This window comes from Luteibacter sp. 329MFSha (assembly GCF_900111665.1).
In the GTDB taxonomy this organism is placed as follows: Bacteria; Pseudomonadota; Gammaproteobacteria; order Xanthomonadales; family Rhodanobacteraceae; genus Luteibacter.
Genome location: NZ_FOJE01000002.1, coordinates 57,785 through 74,472 on the forward strand (window position 1 = coordinate 57,785; position 16,688 = coordinate 74,472).

A 16,688-nucleotide genomic window follows, 5' to 3' on the forward strand; every position below is an offset into this window, starting at 1 on the left:
TGAACGCGGCAGCGGCATAAACGCGCCAACCGCGACACCAGCCCGGCCACGGGGGCCGGCGGGTGCATCAGTACATGCGGGTCCGGCGCGTCGTGTCGCGGGACAGACGGCGCAGGTGGCGCTTCACAGCAGCAGCGCGCTTGCGCTTACGCTCCTGGGTCGGCTTTTCGTAAAATTCGCGCTTGCGCGTTTCGGCCAGCACGCCAGCCTTCTCGCACGTACGCTTGAAGCGGCGAAGGGCAAGCTCAAACGGCTCGTTCTCGCGGACTTTAACGCTCGGCATGGAAACTCCACTTGTTTAAACTGACCCGTGAGACCGGGTGAGCCGTGGATTATAACGTGATCGAAATGAAAAATTCAAAGCCCGTGCTAGGGGTGGAAACGTCCTGTGACGAGACGGGCGTCGCGCTGCTGCGCTGGGACCCCGAAAACCCGGGCCGCGGGCTGCTCTCCCATGCCCTTTTCAGCCAGATCGCCCTCCATGCCGAATACGGCGGCGTCGTGCCGGAACTGGCCAGCCGCGACCACGTCCGCAAGCTGCTCCCGCTGGTCCGCGAGGCCCTTAAGAGCGCCGGGCTCACCCCCGCCGACCTTGGCGGCGTGGCCTACACGGCCGGTCCGGGTCTGGTCGGCGCCCTGCTGGTCGGGGCCTCCGCCGCCCGCGCCATGGCCTGGGCCCTCGGCGTGCCGGCGATAGGCGTCCACCACATGGAAGGACACCTGCTGGCCCCGCTGCTCGAGGACGATCCCCCGGAACCGCCGTTCGTGGCGCTCCTGGTCAGCGGCGGTCATTCGATGCTGGTCGAGGTCAAGGCCATCGGCGAATACCGGATCCTCGGCGACACCCTGGACGACGCCGCGGGCGAGGCGTTCGACAAGACGGCCAAGCTCATGGGCCTGCCATACCCGGGCGGTCCCGCGCTGGCGAAGCTGGCGGAGCAGGGCACGCCGGGCAAGTTTCGCTTCTCCCGGCCCATGGTCGATCGCCCGGGGCTGGATTTCAGCTTCTCGGGCCTGAAGACCCAGGTGCTGCTGGCCTGGCAGGCCTCGGACAAGAGCGAGCAGACCCGGGCCGACATCGCGCGCGGCTTCGAGGAGGCCATCGTCGATACGCTGGCCATCAAGTGCCGCCGGGCGCTGGAGGCCACGGGCGCGAAGCGCCTCGTGATCGCCGGTGGCGTCGGCGCGAACAAGCGGCTGCGCGAGCAGCTGGCGCAGGCCGGGCAGGCGGACGGGTTCCGCGTCTACTTCCCGCGTCTCGCGTTCTGCACCGACAACGGCGCGATGATCGCGCTCGCCGGCGCCATCCGCCTCGCGTCGGGTCAGCATCAGGACGAAACCATCCAGGTTCATCCGCGCTGGAATCTCGAGAGCCTGCCGGCGGCGTGACCGCGCCGGGGCCGCGGCCCTGCGGCTCCTCGCGAAAAGCGGTCGCGCCCGGGTGCGCTCCCACGACATCTGGGGTGTGGGAGCGGGCCCGGCCGACTTGCGAAATCGCCGCACCTCGCCGACCCTGTACTACCCCCTCCACGCCCTGATTCCATGGACATCGTCTTCATCGAGGACCTGCGCATCGACGCGGTCATCGGCATCTACGACTGGGAGCGCCGGATCCGGCAGACGCTGTCGTTCGATCTCGAGATGGCCTTCGACAACCGCCGTCCGGCCGCGAGCGACGACATCGAGCACACTCTGAACTACAAGGCGGTGTCGAAGCGGCTGCAGGCGTACGTGGAATCGACGAGCTTCGGCCTCGTCGAGACGCTCGCCGAGCGCTGCGCGGAGATCGTCCGCGAGGAGTTCGGCGTGAGCTGGGTGCGCCTGAAGCTTTCCAAGCCCGGCGCCGTGCGCGGCGCACGCGCGGTGGGCGTGCGGATCGAGCGCGGCACGCGTCCGGCATGATCGACCTCGGCGCCATGCTGGGCATGCTCGAAGAGACCATCGCGTCGCCCGAACTGCGCCGCGTGGTCCTCGTGGGCGGCCTGTTCGTCGCGGCGTGGCTCGTGGGTCTGCTCGGCCGGCTGTTCCTGCATCGCGTCGTGCGCGCTGCGACCCGGCACACGGCCTGGCGCTGGGACGACGCCCTCTACGAGTTCGGCGCGTTCCGCTGGATCGCGCGCATGCTGCCGGCCATCGTCGTCTATTACGGCATCGGAGTGCTCCTGCATCGCGACGACGACGGCATCGCCACCTTCGTGCGCAACCTCGCCGTCTGCTGGATCATCGTGTGCGTGATCGCCGCGATGGGCCGCGCGCTGCTGGCGTTCGAATCGCTGTACAGCGCGACGCCGGCCGGAAAACGCTCGATCAAGGGCGTGGTGCAGCTGCTCCAGCTGGCGCTGTGGATCGTCGCGCTGGTGCTCGTGATCACCAAGCTCACGCACCAGAGCATCGGCCTGCTGCTTTCCGGCATCGGTGCGATGTCGGCCGTTCTCCTGCTCGTGTTCAAGGACACCATCCTCGGCTTCGTCGCCGGCATCCAGCTGAGCACGAACGACATGCTGCGCGTGGGAGACTGGATCACGATGGCCTCGGCGGGCGTCGACGGCGACGTCATCGACATCACGCTGCATACGGTGAAGGTGCGCAATTTCGATCGCACCATCGTCACCGTGCCCACCTGGAAACTGATCTCCGAATCGTTCCAGAACTGGCGTGGCATGTCCGAGTCGGGCGGCCGGCGCATCAAGCGCGAGCTCTACATCGACGCCGCCTGCATCCGTTTCCTTGAAGACGACGAGATCGAGGCCTTCGGCAACGTGCACCTGCTCAAGGCCTATCTCGCACGCAAGCGCGACGACATCCGTCGCTGGAACGAGGCGCTCGGAGAGGCGGGCAAACTGCCCGTCAATCGTCGGCGGCAGACGAACATCGGCGCGTTTCGTGCCTATGCCGAGGCGTACCTCGCCGCGCACCCCGATGTACACGATGCGATGACCCGCATGGTGCGCATGCGCGACCCGGGCCCCCAGGGCGTGCCGCTGGAGATCTACTGCTTCACCAACACCGTCGTGTGGCTCGATTACGAGCGCATCCAGGCCGACATCTTCGATCACCTCATCGCGATCCTGCCGGCCTTCGGGCTGCGACCGTTCCAGCAGCCGTCGGGCGGCGACGTCCGCGACGGCGTCGGCGCGCTGCGACAGTCGATCGCGGAGGTGGCTTGACATGGGTCGTGCCTGGCTCAGCCTCGGTTCCAACGTCGATGCCGAGCACTGGCTGGCCGTGGCGGTCGCGGAACTGCGCGAGCGGTTCGGCGCGCTCGACGTGTCGCCGGTCTACCGGAGCAAGGCGGTGGGCTTCGACGGTCCCGATTTCCTGAACCTCGCGGTCGGCCTCGACAGCGACCTCGGTCCGGAAGACCTCAACGACTGGCTGCACGCGCTGGAGGACCGTCACGGGCGCGTCCGCGGCGGCGACCGTTACGCCAGCCGCACGCTGGACGTCGACATCGTGCTGTACGACGACCTCGTGCTCAGCGGGGAAGGGCACCTCGAACTGCCCCGCGGCGAGCTCCGCCACGCGTTCGTCCTCAAGCCGATGGCCGACATCGCGCCCGACGTCCGCCACCCCGTCGACGGACGCAGCATGGCTGAGCTGTGGGCGGCTTTTCCCTGGGAAAGCGAACCGCTCTCGCCGGTGGCCAACTTCTTCCCCTAGCGACGCCCCCACCAAGATGCTACAACGCGGTCCACATCGGACCGCCAGGGGAGCAGGGGAATGGGTAAGTTCGCACGCAGTTGGGCGCTCATGAAAGCCAGCGCCAACATCCTTCGCCAGGACAAGGAGCTCATGCTCTTCCCGCTGCTCGCGGGCGTGGCGTCGCTCATCGTCATCGCGAGCTTCGCATGGCCGATCTTCTCGCTGGCCTCGCATGGCCAGGCGGGATTCGAGGGGCAGCGGCAGAGTCCTTCCACGTTGTTCCTGCTTGTCAGCTTCGCGTTCTACGTCGTGCAGTACGGCGTCGTGATCTTCTTCAACGTCGCCCTCGCCGCAGCGGCGCTGATCCGTCTCGGCGGCGGCAACCCCACGCTGGGGGACGGCATGCGCGCCGCCACGAGCAAGCTGCCGAACATCATTGGCTACGCGCTGATCGCGGCGACGGTCGGCATGATCCTGCGCGCGTTGCAGGAACGTTTCGGCCTCATCGGCCGCATCGTCGTCGGCATGCTGGGCTTCGGCTGGACGGTCGCGACCTTCCTCGTGGTTCCGGTGCTCGCGGCGCAGGACATCGGCCCGGTCGACGCGGTGAAGCGTAGCGCCTCGCTGCTCAAGCGCACGTGGGGTGAGAACCTCATCGGCAACGCGGGCATCGGCCTCGCCGGCGGCATCCTCACCTTCTGCCTGATCTTCGTCAGCGCGATCCTGTTCTTCCTCGCCGCAAGCACGCAGTCGTTCGCACTGATGATCGCCGTGGGCGTCGCCGCCGTGGTCGGTCTCGTCGCACTCAGCCTGTTCCAGACCGCGATGCACGGCGTGTATTCCGCCGCGCTCTATCGCTACACGGAAGAAGGCGATCCGGGCCAGGGCTTCGACGTCGCGCTGATCGAATCGGCGTTCCGTCCGAAGAACTGATCAGATGTTCAGGGCGCGTCCGCCGTCGACGCGGACGACCTGACCCGTCGTGTAGTGCGCGTCGAGCAGCAGCCAGCGCACGGCTTCCGCGACATCCGCTGGCTCGCCCTTGCGAGCCAGCGGCGTTTTCGCAATGAGCGCTTCGGCGGCTTCTTCCGGTTTGCCGGAGGCAGGCCAGAGGATCGCGCCGGGTGCGACGGCGTTCACGCGGACCTCGGGCGCGAGATCCTTCGCCAGCGAGAGCGTGAGCATTCCCAGCGCGGCTTTCGCCATCGAGTAGATGGGGTGTTGCGCGAGGGGGCGCTCGGCGTAGATGTCGACGATGTTGACGATGCTTCCGCCGCTGGCGCGTAGTGCCGGGGCAGCCGCCTGCGAGAGGAAGAACGGCGCGCGCGCGTTCGCGGCGAAGAGATCGTCCCACTGCGCCGGCGTCGCGCTGCCGATGGGTGTGGGATAGAACGACGATGCATTGTTGACGAGGCCATCGAGACGGCCGAATCGCGCCGTCACGTCGGCGACGAGCCGGGCAGGGACGTCCGCCTCGCCCAGGGCGCCGGCGAACGTCGCGGCGCTGCCCGCGCGAATGCCGTCGAGCTCGTCCGCGAGCGCGCGCGCGTCGTCGGCCGAGCGGTGATAGTGGATGGCGACGTCGCAGCCTGCTTCATGCAGGCGACGCACGATGACCGCACCGACACGGCGCGCGGCGCCGGTGACGAGAACGACCGGTGGTTTGCTCATCGTGACTTCCCTCGCTTTCCGTGGCGCGGGTAGCGTGCCGCAATCGCCCGGCCGTGGGAAGCGCGCTGTCGCGGAAGATCCCGTTGGAGCGCACCTGGGCGCGATGGCTGCTCGCGCCAGACAGCGCCTTCGGGGTGGTTTCTAGCGGGCCGCCGACTTCGAACGGGACGCGGTCTTCTTCGGAGCTTTCGCCGTGTTCGCCGCCGCGACCTTCTTCGTCGTCGCGCGCTTGCGCACGGCCGCCTTCTTCACCGCCTTTCCGGCAGGAGCCTTCGTTTTCCGCTGCGAGGCGGGCTTGGCGGCCGCTCCGTCGACCGAGCCCTTCGAGCGCGATCGCACGCGCGTCTTCGTCGGGGGTGCCGAGCCGCGTGCGGCGCGTGCTCCACCGGTTTCCTTCGTATCCTCTGCGCCAGCGAGATCGGTGGTGCTCTCGTCCCGATGATCCACGGTCGCCACCTCGCGCTTCGTCGCCTTGCCGCCCGGCGGCTCGTCGTCGATGTGCACCTCCCCGCTGAACAGATCGATGGCCGTTTTCGCGACCTGGCCGGTGTCGTAGTACGCGTATGCGCCGACACCCAGCGCACCGACGATCGGCAGCCAGCGGGAGATGCCCTTGCCGACGGCGCGTTTCGAGACGCTGACGCCGATGCGACTCGCCACGCGCTGGAGCACGCTCGTGGCGGCGGTGCGGAACACGAGTCGATCGCCGACGCGAATCGCGACATCGCGAAACGCCTGCGCGGCGGTATGGCGGAACAGGCACCAGAGCATCTGCTCGCGGCCAAGCTTCGCCGTCTTGCCGTAGGCGGCCGCGATGTCGCTGACCAGCTGGCCCTGGATGCGCCAGATCGCGACCAGCTCGGGCAGCACGGTCAACCAGCCGAGCGGCCCGGGCGGCAACGCCAGCGAGCCGGCGGTAAGGGCCGCCTTGTTCGCGGCCGCGCTCGCCAGCCGGCGGCATTCTTCTTCCGCCGTGCCCTTGCTGGCGCGGGGCACTTCGCTGTCGGGGATGCGGCTGACGAATTCGAGGATGGCCCGGGCGACGGGGCTGTCACCCCGGTCGGCGCCCGAGGCGGGCACGATTTCTTTCGATGTCGATGAAGGCTCACGGCTCGCCATCGTCGTCTCCACGTATGCGATGGCGCATCGTCGCGTCGGCGGCGTAAACGAACCGTGTCTGCAGGAGCGGCCGTGGCCGCGACAGCTTTTCGCGCGTGGTCCCCAAGGTGGCGCGCCAGCAGGTCCCACAGACAGGGCCTCCGGCCGTTGTGGGAGCGGACCTGGCCGCGACGGCTCTTCGCCCCGGTCCCCAAGGTGGCGCGCCAGCTTCAGGGCATCGCCTCAGGAGCTGTCGCGGCCAGGTCCGCTCCCACGACGGTGGCCGGCTTCCGAGGAAAGTGACCGGAAAGGTCCGGGGTACACACTGTGTTGAAACAATATAACGTTCCCCGGACACGCCCCCCATGACGCCTGCACGCCTCGCTTTCAGCATCGCCCTCGCCCTGTCCGTCGCCCCCGCCTTCGCGGACGACGCGGCACCTCAGAAAGCCACCACGCTCGGCGAGGTGGACGTGTCTGCCCGCCTCGACGAGGCCCGAAACAGCCTCTCGCCCGATACCGGCAGCAGTCAGTACGTGATCGATCGGCAGACCATCCAGGCCTTGCCGCTAGGCGACTCGACGCCGCTGAACCAGGTGCTGCTGCAGGCGCCGGGCGTCGTGCAGGATTCGTACGGGCAGCTGCATGTCCGTGGCGACCACGCCAACCTGCAGTACCGGGTGGACGGCGTGATCATCCCCGAAAGCATCGGCGGCTTCGGGCAGACGCTCGACGCCCGCACCATCCAGAGCGTGAAGCTGCTCACCGGTGCGTTGCCCGCCCAGTACGGCGACCGCACCGCCGCGGTGGTCGACATCACGACGCGCACGGCGGCGAAGGATGGTGTCGGCGGCAGCGTCGGCATCACGGGCGGCCAGTTCGGCACCGTGAATCCGAACGCCTCGCTGTTCGGGCGCAGCGGCCGGTGGAGCTGGTTCCTCACCGCGAACTATCTCGAGAACGATGTCGGTATCGAGAATCCCACCTCCAGCCGGAAGCCGGTCCACGACCACACGAACCAGGTGAAGGCGTTCGGCGACGTGTCGTACCTGATCGACAACGACACGCGCCTGAGCTTCCTCTTCGGCGCCACCAACAACCGTTTCGAGATCCCGAACAACCCGGGCCAGACGCCGCAGTTCGGTTACCTCGACGTGACCAACTTCGACTCGGCGCGGCTCGACGAGCGCCAGCGCGAGACGACGCGGTTCGGCGTGCTCAGCCTGCAGGGCAAGCTCGGCACGACGGCTTACCAGGTCTCCGCCGGCCAGCGTTACAGCGGCCTCGATTTCACGCCCGACGACATCGGCGACCTCATGTTCAACGGCATCGCGTCCGACGTGCGTCGCGCCAACCGCGCGAGCACCCTTCAGGCCGACTTCTCCACGCCGCTGGGAGACGATCACACGCTGCGCTACGGCATGTACGCGTCGTTCGAGCGCGCCACGTCCACGAACGACGCGCTCGTGTTTCCCGCGGACGCCGCCGGTAACCAGACCTCCACGACACCGCTGAACATCGTGGATGCAAGCCGCGTCATCGCCCGGACCTACGCCCTGTACCTGCAGGACGAATGGAGCATCGGCGAGAAGTGGACGGTGAACTACGGCGTGCGTGCCGACCGCTACGACGCGTTCCGCCCCGAGAGCCAGCTGAGTCCGCGCGTGGGTCTCGTCTACCAGCCGACCGACAGCACGACGATCCACGCGGGGTATTCGCGTTACTTCACGCCGCCCGCCTCGGAGTCGATCAGCCCGACGTCGATCGCGAAGTTCGCGGGGACGACCAACGCCCTGCCGGGCGACGGCAACGACACGCCGCTCGCCGAGCGCTCGAGCTACTACGACGTCGGCATCTCGCAGAAGTTCGGCGACGCCTGGACGGTCGGCCTCGACAGCTACTACCGTCGCGTGTCGCGCCTGCAGGACGAAGGCCAGTTTGGCGCGGCGCTGGTGTATTCGACGTTCAACTACGACCAGGGCAAGGTCAAGGGCGACGAACTGACCGTGAACTACGACGGCGGCGCGCTCACCGCGTACTTCAACTTCGCGTACAACCGCGCCGTGGGCAAGCGCATCATCACGGGCCAGTACAACTTCGATCCGGACGACCTCGCCTACATCGCCGACCACTTCATCCATCTCGACCACGACCAGAAGTACACCTCGTCGGGCGGTATCAGCTATGCCTTCGCGGACACCACGCGCATCGGCGCCGATTACCTGTTCGGCTCCGGCCTGCGTCGCGACGGCATCGTTCCGAACGGCGCGACGCTGCCGTCGTACTTCCAGCTGAACCTCAGTGTCGCGCACGACTTCAACCTCACATCGGCGGGCACGACCCATGCGCAGCTGGCGCTGGTGAACGCACTGGATCGCACGTACGAGATCCGCGACGGTTCGGGCATCGGCGTCGGCGCGCCGCAATTCGGTCCGCGCCGCGGCGTCTTCCTGTCGATCCAGCAGGATTTCTGAGGTGTCCGGGGCGTCCCCATCCGCTATCCTGTCGGTTCGCTTCACGAACTGCCCGACGCATGACTTCCAGACTGCCCGAACCCGGCGCCGACGAGCGCGCGCACTCCGATCACCTTGCCGATCTCCTGCGTGAGGAGATCGCCTCGCACGGGCCCATGCCGTTCTCGCGGTTCATGGAGCGCTGCCTGTACACGCCGGGCCTGGGCTACTACAGCGCGGGCAAGGCGAAGTTCGGCGAAGAGGGCGATTTCATCACCGCGCCCGAACTCGGCAGCCTGTTCGCTCGATGCGTCGTCCGCGCGTTCGTGCCGGTCCTGGCGTCGCTGGGGCCGGAGGCCGATTTCATGGAGATCGGCGGCGGCAGCGGTGCGTTCGCCGAAGCCGCCCTGCTGGCGCTGGACGCCGCCGGGCACGTGCCTCGCCGTTTCATGATCCTCGAGCCGAGCGCCGATCTGCGCGAGCGCCAGCGCGAGCGCCTGCATGCCAATCTTCCCGCGGCGCTCTTCGCGCGCGCGGTCTGGCTCGATGGCCCGCCGGAAGAGGACTGGGACGGCGTGCTCTTCGCGAACGAGGTGATCGACGCGCTGCCGACGACCCGCTTCGCGATGCGCGACGGCGAGGTCTACGAGGAGCACGTCGTGCTCGACGGCGACCGCCGCTTCGTGCGCAGCGACCGCCCCGCCGACGCGCTCGTGGGTGGCGCCGTGCGTCACGTCGAACGCGACCTCGGTCGCGATTTCGCGACCGGCTACCGCAGCGAGATCCTTCCGCAGCTTCCGTACTGGATCCAGGCGGTCGCCGGCAGCCTGCGCAGCGGCGCGATGCTTTTCGCCGACTACGGATACACCCGCGGCGAGTTCTACCTGCCCGAACGCGACGACGGCACATTGCGCGCGTTCTATCGCCACCGCGCGCATGGCGACGCCTTCCATCTTCCGGGCCTGCAGGACCTCACCGCCTCGGTCGATTTCACCGCACTCGCGGAGGCCGGCAACAGCGCCGGCTTCGGCGTCGCCGCGTACATGCCGCAGGCGCAGTTCCTCATCGCCAGCGGGTTGCAGGAACTCTTCGAGGACGATTACCTCGCGCTCACCGACGAGGCGGCGCGGTATCGCTTGTCGCAGGAAGTGAAGAAGCTCACGCTGCCCGACCAGATGGGCGAGCGCTTCCAGGTGATGCTGTTCGCCAAGGGTATCGACGCCGCGGCGCTGCCGGAGGGCGTGATGGCGGCGGACCAGGGATCGCGGCTCTAGGCCGACTTCACGACGGCGGCGATGGCCTGCGCCTGCGCCTTCTTCATCGCCTCGCCGATCGCGGGACCCTGCAGACCTTTCTCCACGAATGGCTGCGACGTGACCGCGGCGGCCGCGTCGCGGCACGCGCGCAGGTAATCCGCCTGCGGATACGCGGCATCTTCGCAGCCGAGGCGGCCCCGCTTGTCGGCCTCGCACGCGAGCAGGAACGTCTCGAGGCGCTGCGGACGGCGTAGCGCGCCAAGCGCTTCCAGCAGGCGCAGGATCGTCGTCGGCTTCAGCTCCAGCGCCATGTGCGCGTTGAGGTGGTGTCTGCACACCATCTCCGCCATGAACGCGTACTCGACCGGCACCTTCAACCGCGCCGACATCGCGCGAACCGGCTCGATGCCGCGCTGCTCGTGCATGATGTGGCGTGGCAGGACATCCGCCGGCGTCAGCGCCTTGCCGAGATCGTGCGTGAGCGCGCACCAGCCGACCAGCGCGTCGCCCGGGGCGAGCCTCGCCGCGGCGTCGAGCACCATCTCCACGTGCACGCCGGTGTCGACCTCGGGATGGTATTCCGGCCGTTGCGGCACGCCGTAGAGCGCGTCGACTTCCGGAAACAGCACGCGCAGCGCGCCGCTTTCGCGAAGCACGCGCAGGAATGCCGACGGCATCGGTTCCGCGAGGGCCTTGCGGGTTTCCGCCCAGACGCGCTCGGGCACGAGATGGTCGACCTCGCCGTCCTCCACCATGCGCCGCATCAGCGCCATCGTTTCCTCGGCCACGCGGAAGCCCAAGGGGGCGTAGCGCGCGGCGAAGCGCGCCACGCGAAGCAGGCGTACCGGATCTTCGGCGAAGGCATCGGAGACGTGCCGCAGGACACGAGCCTCGATGTCGCCCACGCCCCCGAAGGGATCGACCAGCGTGCCGTCGTCGCGCTCCGCGATCGCATTGATGGTGAGGTCGCGCCGCTCGAGATCCTGTTCGACCGTGACGGACGGATCGGCATGGAACGCGAAGCCGTGATAACCACGGCCGGTCTTACGCTCCGTACGCGCCAGCGCGTATTCCTCCTTCGTGTCGCCGTGGAGGAACACTGGAAAATCCTTGCCGACGGCGCGATAGCCCGCGGCGAGCATCTCGTCCGGCGTGGCCCCGACCACGACCCAGTCGCGATCGACGACGGTGCGTCCGAGCAGTTTGTCGCGGACGGCGCCGCCGACGAGGTAGATGTCCATGGGTCCGTTCAGCGACGGTGGCGACCGCGCGCCTCGTCGAGGCGACGCTGGCGCGCGGACGGCCCGAGCAGGCGGGGCAGCCATGCGCTCAGGCGTTGCGGGTGGATGCCGAGCTGCGCGAAACCGTCGGTCTGGCCGACCGAATCCGTGAGCAACGAGCGGAAATTGTCGGGCGTGAACGGCTTGCCCGGCGCGAACTGCGCGAGCTGCGCCTGCAGCCGTCCGAGCGCGTCCGGCAGTGGCAGCACCAGGCGCCGCCGTCCGCGTGCGTCGCGAATGGCCCTGACGAGGTCGAGCAGCGTCCACACTTCGGGACCGTAGAGTTCGTAGGTGCGCAGCACCGAGGCATCGTCGGCGACGCAGCGCGCCACGGCCTCGGCGACGTCTCCCGCGTACGCGGCCGCCATCTTCGCTTCCGGTCGTGGCAGCGGCACCACCGGCGCGATGCGCAGGAGGCCGTCGAAACGTGTGACGAGGCCATCACCGGGGCCGAACAGCGTGCTGGGTTCGTAGATCGTCCAGTCGAGCGTGGAGGCCTTCACCAGCGCTTCGGCTTCGCCGCGCGAGCGCAGGTACCCGGACGACCCGCGTCCCGCGTTGAGCGAACTCATCATGTGCAGGCGATGCACGCCCACGTCGCGGCACGCGTCGACCACCAGGCGCATCAGGCCGACGTGCACGCGTTCGAACGTCTGGCGTCCGCTTTCGTTGAGGATGCCCACCATCTGGATCACGGCGTCCGCGCCCGCGATGTGCCGGCGCAGGACGGCCGGGTCGTAGACATCGGCGCTGACCACGGTAACGCCGCGGCCCACCGCGCGTTGGCGATGGGCTTGCCGGTTGCGGGACAGCAGGAGCAGTTCGTGCCCGTCGGCGGCCAGTCGCGGCACGACATGGCCGCCCAGGAACCCGGTACCACCGAGGATGACGATGCGCTGGCGTTTCATGGCGAGCTCCCGGAAGGCGACGACCCGGGCAGCGTAGGCCGCTGGCGTACCGCCGCCAACCGGTTCACTGCTGCGGATCCTGTGGGGTCGGCGCCGACGTGGCGCTGGCGGGCGCGGGCTCCATGGCGGCGGGCGTCGACGCCGGCGCCGGCGTGGCGACCGCCGGTGCGGGGCAGCTCACCGGCTTGCGCACCGCGCCGCTGGTCGGCAGCGTGTACGTGCTGCCGAACGGAGTCATGCGCGTGGCGATCGGCAGGGCATTGCCATTGAGGCGCCAGTCGTAGATCACGGCGAAGGCCATCACGCGCGCCACGTACTCGCGCGTCTCCTTATAGGGAATGCTGACCACGAAGAGGTCGGGCTCGAGGTTCCCGCGCGCCGCGACCCACTGGTCGACCTTGTTCGGGCCCGCGTTGTACGCCGCGCTGGCCAGCCACGGCGCACCGTTGAAGCGGGCGGCCATCTGCGCGAGATAGCGCGTGCCGAGCACGATGTTGGCGGTGGGCTCGTAGAGGCTTTCGCCTCCCGTCCACGAGAGGCCGTTGCGTTGTGCGACGAGCGCGGCCGTCGACGGCAGCAGCTGCATGAGGCCGCGCGCGTCCGCGCCGGAGCGCGCGTCGCTCATCCAAGCGCTTTCCGCGCGGATGATCGCGTAGGCCCACGGCGCTTCGATGCCCGCCTGGCTCGACTGCTCCACGACGCCGTCCTGCCGCGCGAGCGGGAAGCGCTGCTCGTACAGCCGCAGCGCGTCGCCCGACGAGAGCCCGAAGACCGCGCGGTCGTACCAGCCCTTGCGGAAGGCGAGATCGGCGGCCAGGCGCTGTGTGTCGGCGTCGCGACCGGCCAGCGCGGCGGTCCATTCGCGCCGTGCCAGCTTCTGCAGCCCCACGGCATAGAGTTCGAAGGCCCGATCCAGCCCGGGATCGCCGAGCAGGGCGGCCTCGCGGGTTTCGTCCGTCGCCATGCGGGCGGGGCAGATCGCGTACGCGGCATCCACGCGGTCGGCGGCGAGGAATCCGAAATAGGTCGCCTCCTGCGCGACGGACTGGTAGATCGCCTTCGCTTCGCCCTGGCGGCCGAGCTTCGCCAGCACGAACGCACGGAAATAACGCCACTCGCCATCGTCCTTCTGCGACGCGCCGAGGGCGTCGAGCGCGCTCAGTGCCGCGGGCCAGTCCTGGCGTGCGAGGGCGACGCGCACGCGCCATTCGCGCGTGGCATCGGTCTGCGCACCGGCGGGCAGGGCGGCCAGCCGGTCGAGCGCGGAGGCGTCGAAGTCGGTGGCATGGAACAGCGCGAGCGCGTTCTCGATCGCGCCGGTCTGCTGCTCGCTCAGGCTGAAACGCGGGCGCAGCGTCGTCCAGGCGGTATCGGCCGCGGCCGACTGCTTGCGCGCCATGCGCTGCAGCGCGAGGGTGACCGCCTGTCGATGGCGTGGCGTGTCCGGCCAGTTCGCCGCGGCGGACAGCGCGGTGGCGGGATCGTTGAGCGCCTGGGCGATGCGTTGGGCTGCGATCGCGTCCTCGGGCGGCAGCCACGGCGCAAGTGAGGCGACGGTGCCGCCCTTGCCCGCGTCGGCCGCGATCTGGATCCGGGACCAGAGGCGCTCCGGCGTCAGCAAGCCCTGGTCGTGCGCCGCCGCGATGACGGGATCGCAGGCGTTCGGCAGGCTCGCCTTCTTCCACAGGTCGGCGAGGTCGCGCTCGAAGACCAGGGGCTCGCCGCGCGACAGGCGTGCCTGCAATGCGAAACAACTCAGCCCGTCGCCGAGGCCGGGCTGGTACATGGCGGTGAAGGTCGCCCAGTCCTTGCGTCGCGCCAGTTCACCCAGGAAGTCGCGGCGGAGGTCGGCGGCGGGAATCATCCCCGGATAGCGCGACAGATAGGCGTCGACGCGCGCACGGTCGAGCGTGCGCAGATCGTGGCTCAGCGCCGCCGCCTCCAGATAGGGGAACAGCACGTAGTTCTCGAGTCCGGCCGCCTGCGCGCGCCATGCGTCGCCACCCTGCTGCGCGCTGGCATAAGCCTGGCGGAAGCGGAGGCGCTCGGCCGCCGAACCTTCGGCCTGCGCGGCGACGACCGTGCCGACGCCCATGGCGACGAGCGCGAGGCGGGCCAGGATGCGCAAGGGGCGGGCGGCATGGCGCGCGGCCGGGGCGTTCGTCATCATCGGGTTCCTTCACGAGTGCATACCGACCGGATTGTAAGGTAACCGTGCGCGCAGGCCGGATGAACGGACGCGATGGCGAACATCGCCCTTATCCACGCGGCCCGCTAAGCTTGTACCGTTCACCCCTGGACACGACTCGGAACGGCATGTCGCCCCCATCCTCCCTCGCGCGGCTTGCGCGACCGCTCGCATGGATCGTCCTCGTCATCGCCGCCGTGTTCGGCGTGGCGTACTGGTGGCTGCTGGGTCGCCCCGTCGATCTGCCGGATTCACCCACGGCGAAGATCGCCTGCGTCTCCTATGCGCCCTATCGCCTCGACGGCGAGACCCCCTTCGATCCGAATGCCTTCATCTCACCCGAACGCATCGACGCCGACCTGAAGGCTCTGTCGACGCGATTCGATTGCGTCCGCACGTATTCGATGGGACAGGGCCTGGGCGCGGTGCCCGACATCGCCGGTCGCTACGGCATGAAGGTGCTGATGGGCATCTGGCTCGGGCGCGACACGATCGCCAACGAGCGCGAGATCAAGCTCGGCCTCGAGGCGGCGAAGCGCGACCACGCGAGCCTGCGCGGCATCGTCGTGGGCAACGAGGTGCTGCTGCGCGGCGAGCTTTCCGAGAAGGCGCTGGCGGCGTACATCGAGCGCGTCAACGCGGCCACCGATGTCCCGGTCACCTATGCCGACGTCTGGGAGTTCTGGCAGAAACATCCCGGCCTGGCCAAAGCGGTCGACTACGTGACGATCCACATCCTGCCCTACTGGGAGGACGAACCCGTCGCGCCGGAGAAGGCCGTGCGCCACGTGGCGGACGTCTACCAGCGCATGAAGGCGGAATTCGCCGGACGCCAGGTCATGATCGGCGAGACGGGCTGGCCGAGTCAGGGGCGCACGCGGCGCGAGGCGAGCGCCAGCCTCGTCAACGAGGCGCGCTACGTGCGCGAGTTCCTCAACTACGCCGCGACCGTCGACATGCCGTACAACGTCATCGAGGCGTTCGACCAGCCGTGGAAGCGCGATCTCGAAGGCACGGTCGGCGGCTTCTGGGGCATCTTCGACGTCCATGCCGAGCCGAAGTTCGCGATGGTGGGACCCGTGGTGGAGGAGCCGCGCTGGACGTGGGCCATCGCCGCGGGTGCGCTTGGCGCCCTGGCTTTCGTCGTCGGCGGCGCGGCGCGCCGGCGTTGGCGGGGTGCGGCGGGCTGGAGCGCGCTCGCGCTCGCCGGCTTCGCTTCGGGCACGGCGCTCGCGGCGCATGCGCGCCTGCTCCTGTTCGCCTGCCGCGACACGACCGAATGGATCGTCGGCGCCGTCATCGGCGTAGCCGGTGGCGTCACCGCCTTCCTGCTGGCACGGGCCATCGCCGCACGCCTCGCCGCGCCGATGAGCCCGGCGGCCGTCGCGCCGCGTCCCGCCGAGCGTCGTCGCTGGGGCATCCAGTGGGCGGACACGTTCACGCCGCAGCGCTTCTTCTGGATGTTCGTGCTGACGCTGTACGGCATCCTGATGGTGTTCAACGGTCGCTACCGCGACTTCCCCGTCGGTCTGTTCGCGCTGCCCTGCGTGGGCTTCTTCGTGCTGGCGCTACTGCGCACGCGCGATGCGATTGCGAAGCCGCTGGTCGAAGAACGCCTGCTCGCGGTCTGGCTCGTGATCCTCGGTGCCGCTGTCGTGGTGCAGGAGCGGGGCATCAACGCCGTGTCGTGGGGCTGGCTGCTGCTCAACCTGCTGCTCGCCGTGCCGGTGATGGTCGAGTGGCGCCGGGCGGCCGCCCGGGCGCCGTAGCAACCCGGCGGAGTCTGGGAGCCGATCGCATCGGCGATCGATGCGTCAGGCGACCGCGGGATGTGCGCGGTCGACCTGCACGCGCACCAGCCGAAGCGCGCCGATCAGCAGCGCGAACGCGCCGGCTTCGTAGCAATACAGCTGCAGGGCGACGACGCCCAGCGATGTGGCGACGACCGCGGCCACCGTGCTGCGCAGGAAAAGCGACACCAACGCGGCGACGGCGGCGGCATAGCCGTAACCATAGCTCAGGAAGCCAAGGACGATCAGGTTGCGCGTGCCGCACCACCAGGGGCCGTGGCCGGCTTCGCATGCGTAAGCGATGTGCGGCGGCTCGATGAAGCCATAACGTACCCACGTGGCGACGATCGCCGCGATGACGATGACGACCCAGGGCAGGGCGGCGCGAAGACGGGAAGGCAT

General features: G+C 69.0%; 15 protein-coding genes. 8 read left to right on the forward strand and 7 right to left on the reverse strand.

The genetic code is table 11. The annotated features are described in order from the left end of the window. Window positions 1-67: 67 nt before the first annotated feature. Window positions 68-283, reverse strand: coding sequence for a 30S ribosomal protein S21 (gene rpsU / locus BMW54_RS11565; protein ID WP_029213735.1), 216 nt, complete (start codon window positions 281-283; stop codon window positions 68-70). Window positions 284-348: 65 nt separating this feature from the next. On the opposite strand from rpsU, the gene tsaD reads away from it, so the two are divergent. The 5 genes from tsaD to BMW54_RS11590 all read left to right on the forward strand — a co-directional run bounded on the left by tsaD (window position 349) and on the right by BMW54_RS11590 (window position 4,575). Then, window positions 349-1,389 (forward strand): tRNA (adenosine(37)-N6)-threonylcarbamoyltransferase complex transferase subunit TsaD, encoded by a 1,041-nt coding sequence (tsaD, locus tag BMW54_RS11570; RefSeq protein WP_090057057.1) that lies wholly within the window; start codon window positions 349-351, stop codon window positions 1,387-1,389. A 153-nt stretch (window positions 1,390-1,542) separates the two neighbouring features. Further along, entirely contained in the window at window positions 1,543-1,902 is a 360-nt protein-coding gene (folB, locus tag BMW54_RS11575; RefSeq protein ID WP_090056070.1) for a dihydroneopterin aldolase, read from the forward strand. Beyond that, window positions 1,899-3,167 (forward strand): mechanosensitive ion channel family protein, encoded by a 1,269-nt coding sequence (locus BMW54_RS11580; protein WP_254779302.1) that lies wholly within the window; start codon window positions 1,899-1,901, stop codon window positions 3,165-3,167. The genes folB and BMW54_RS11580 overlap by 4 nt, the downstream gene beginning before the upstream one ends. 1 nt (window position 3,168) lies before the next feature. Beyond that, window positions 3,169-3,660: a 2-amino-4-hydroxy-6-hydroxymethyldihydropteridine diphosphokinase gene (gene folK, locus BMW54_RS11585; RefSeq protein ID WP_090056073.1), complete on the forward strand. Its 492-nt coding sequence runs from the start codon at window positions 3,169-3,171 to the stop codon at window positions 3,658-3,660. 60 nt (window positions 3,661-3,720) lie between these two features. Further along, window positions 3,721-4,575 (forward strand): DUF6159 family protein, encoded by an 855-nt coding sequence (locus tag BMW54_RS11590; protein ID WP_090056074.1) that lies wholly within the window; start codon window positions 3,721-3,723, stop codon window positions 4,573-4,575. Here BMW54_RS11590 and BMW54_RS11595 read toward each other — a convergent pair whose 3' ends face one another. Together BMW54_RS11595 and BMW54_RS19040 are read right to left on the reverse strand one after the other, a co-directional pair. Continuing rightward, the gene (locus tag BMW54_RS11595) at window positions 4,576-5,313 is read right to left on the reverse strand and encodes a pteridine reductase (protein ID WP_090056077.1); all 738 of its coding nucleotides are present in this window, start codon (window positions 5,311-5,313) and stop codon (window positions 4,576-4,578) included. Between the two features lie 141 nt (window positions 5,314-5,454). Continuing rightward, window positions 5,455-6,393 (reverse strand): hypothetical protein, encoded by a 939-nt coding sequence (locus tag BMW54_RS19040; RefSeq protein WP_254779304.1) that lies wholly within the window; start codon window positions 6,391-6,393, stop codon window positions 5,455-5,457. Between the two features lie 383 nt (window positions 6,394-6,776). Between BMW54_RS19040 and BMW54_RS11605 the strand changes: the two genes are divergently transcribed. Continuing rightward, on the forward strand, window positions 6,777-8,885 hold the full coding sequence (locus tag BMW54_RS11605) for a TonB-dependent receptor (protein ID WP_090056078.1): 2,109 nt from the start codon (window positions 6,777-6,779) through the stop codon (window positions 8,883-8,885). A 59-nt stretch (window positions 8,886-8,944) separates the two neighbouring features. Then, on the forward strand, window positions 8,945-10,138 hold the full coding sequence (locus BMW54_RS11610) for a class I SAM-dependent methyltransferase (RefSeq protein WP_090056081.1): 1,194 nt from the start codon (window positions 8,945-8,947) through the stop codon (window positions 10,136-10,138). On the opposite strand, the gene BMW54_RS11615 is transcribed toward BMW54_RS11610, so the two are convergent. The 3 genes from BMW54_RS11615 to BMW54_RS11625 all read right to left on the reverse strand — a co-directional run bounded on the left by BMW54_RS11615 (window position 10,135) and on the right by BMW54_RS11625 (window position 14,478). Next, on the reverse strand, window positions 10,135-11,361 hold the full coding sequence (locus tag BMW54_RS11615) for a multifunctional CCA addition/repair protein (protein WP_090056082.1): 1,227 nt from the start codon (window positions 11,359-11,361) through the stop codon (window positions 10,135-10,137). The genes BMW54_RS11610 and BMW54_RS11615 overlap by 4 nt on opposite strands. A gap of 8 nt (window positions 11,362-11,369) precedes the next feature. Continuing rightward, the gene (locus BMW54_RS11620) at window positions 11,370-12,308 is read right to left on the reverse strand and encodes a complex I NDUFA9 subunit family protein (RefSeq protein WP_090056085.1); all 939 of its coding nucleotides are present in this window, start codon (window positions 12,306-12,308) and stop codon (window positions 11,370-11,372) included. Window positions 12,309-12,372: 64 nt separating this feature from the next. Further along, window positions 12,373-14,478, reverse strand: coding sequence for a transglycosylase SLT domain-containing protein (locus BMW54_RS11625; RefSeq protein WP_343124115.1), 2,106 nt, complete (start codon window positions 14,476-14,478; stop codon window positions 12,373-12,375). A gap of 146 nt (window positions 14,479-14,624) precedes the next feature. Between BMW54_RS11625 and BMW54_RS11630 the strand changes: the two genes are divergently transcribed. Continuing rightward, window positions 14,625-16,265, forward strand: coding sequence for a glycoside hydrolase family 17 protein (locus BMW54_RS11630; protein WP_090056089.1), 1,641 nt, complete (start codon window positions 14,625-14,627; stop codon window positions 16,263-16,265). Window positions 16,266-16,310: 45 nt separating this feature from the next. Here the strand turns inward: BMW54_RS11630 and BMW54_RS11635 are convergent, their stop codons facing one another. Next, window positions 16,311-16,688 carry a hypothetical protein gene (locus tag BMW54_RS11635; RefSeq protein ID WP_090056091.1) on the reverse strand — a complete coding sequence of 126 codons (378 nt, stop codon included), beginning with the start codon at window positions 16,686-16,688 and terminating at the stop codon, window positions 16,311-16,313.

Bases quoted from the DNA above. Each gene is read 5' to 3' on its own strand.
- BMW54_RS11610 (WP_090056081.1), top strand. From the start codon at position 8,945: ATGACTTCCAGACTGCCCGAACCCGGCGCCGACGAGCGCGCGCACTCC.
- folK (WP_090056073.1), top strand. From the start codon at position 3,169: ATGGGTCGTGCCTGGCTCAGCCTCGGTTCCAACGTCGATGCCGAGCAC.
- BMW54_RS11590 (WP_090056074.1), top strand. From the start codon at position 3,721: ATGGGTAAGTTCGCACGCAGTTGGGCGCTCATGAAAGCCAGCGCCAAC.
- rpsU (WP_029213735.1), bottom strand. From the start codon at position 283: ATGCCGAGCGTTAAAGTCCGCGAGAACGAGCCGTTTGAGCTTGCCCTT.
- BMW54_RS11615 (WP_090056082.1), bottom strand. From the start codon at position 11,361: ATGGACATCTACCTCGTCGGCGGCGCCGTCCGCGACAAACTGCTCGGA.
- BMW54_RS11635 (WP_090056091.1), bottom strand. From the start codon at position 16,688: ATGCCTTCCCGTCTTCGCGCCGCCCTGCCCTGGGTCGTCATCGTCATC.
- tsaD (WP_090057057.1), top strand. From the start codon at position 349: ATGAAAAATTCAAAGCCCGTGCTAGGGGTGGAAACGTCCTGTGACGAG.
- BMW54_RS11630 (WP_090056089.1), top strand. From the start codon at position 14,625: ATGTCGCCCCCATCCTCCCTCGCGCGGCTTGCGCGACCGCTCGCATGG.
- BMW54_RS11595 (WP_090056077.1), bottom strand. From the start codon at position 5,313: ATGAGCAAACCACCGGTCGTTCTCGTCACCGGCGCCGCGCGCCGTGTC.
- BMW54_RS11625 (WP_343124115.1), bottom strand. From the start codon at position 14,478: ATGATGACGAACGCCCCGGCCGCGCGCCATGCCGCCCGCCCCTTGCGC.
- BMW54_RS11620 (WP_090056085.1), bottom strand. From the start codon at position 12,308: ATGAAACGCCAGCGCATCGTCATCCTCGGTGGTACCGGGTTCCTGGGC.
- BMW54_RS11580 (WP_254779302.1), top strand. From the start codon at position 1,899: ATGATCGACCTCGGCGCCATGCTGGGCATGCTCGAAGAGACCATCGCG.
- folB (WP_090056070.1), top strand. From the start codon at position 1,543: ATGGACATCGTCTTCATCGAGGACCTGCGCATCGACGCGGTCATCGGC.
- BMW54_RS11605 (WP_090056078.1), top strand. From the start codon at position 6,777: ATGACGCCTGCACGCCTCGCTTTCAGCATCGCCCTCGCCCTGTCCGTC.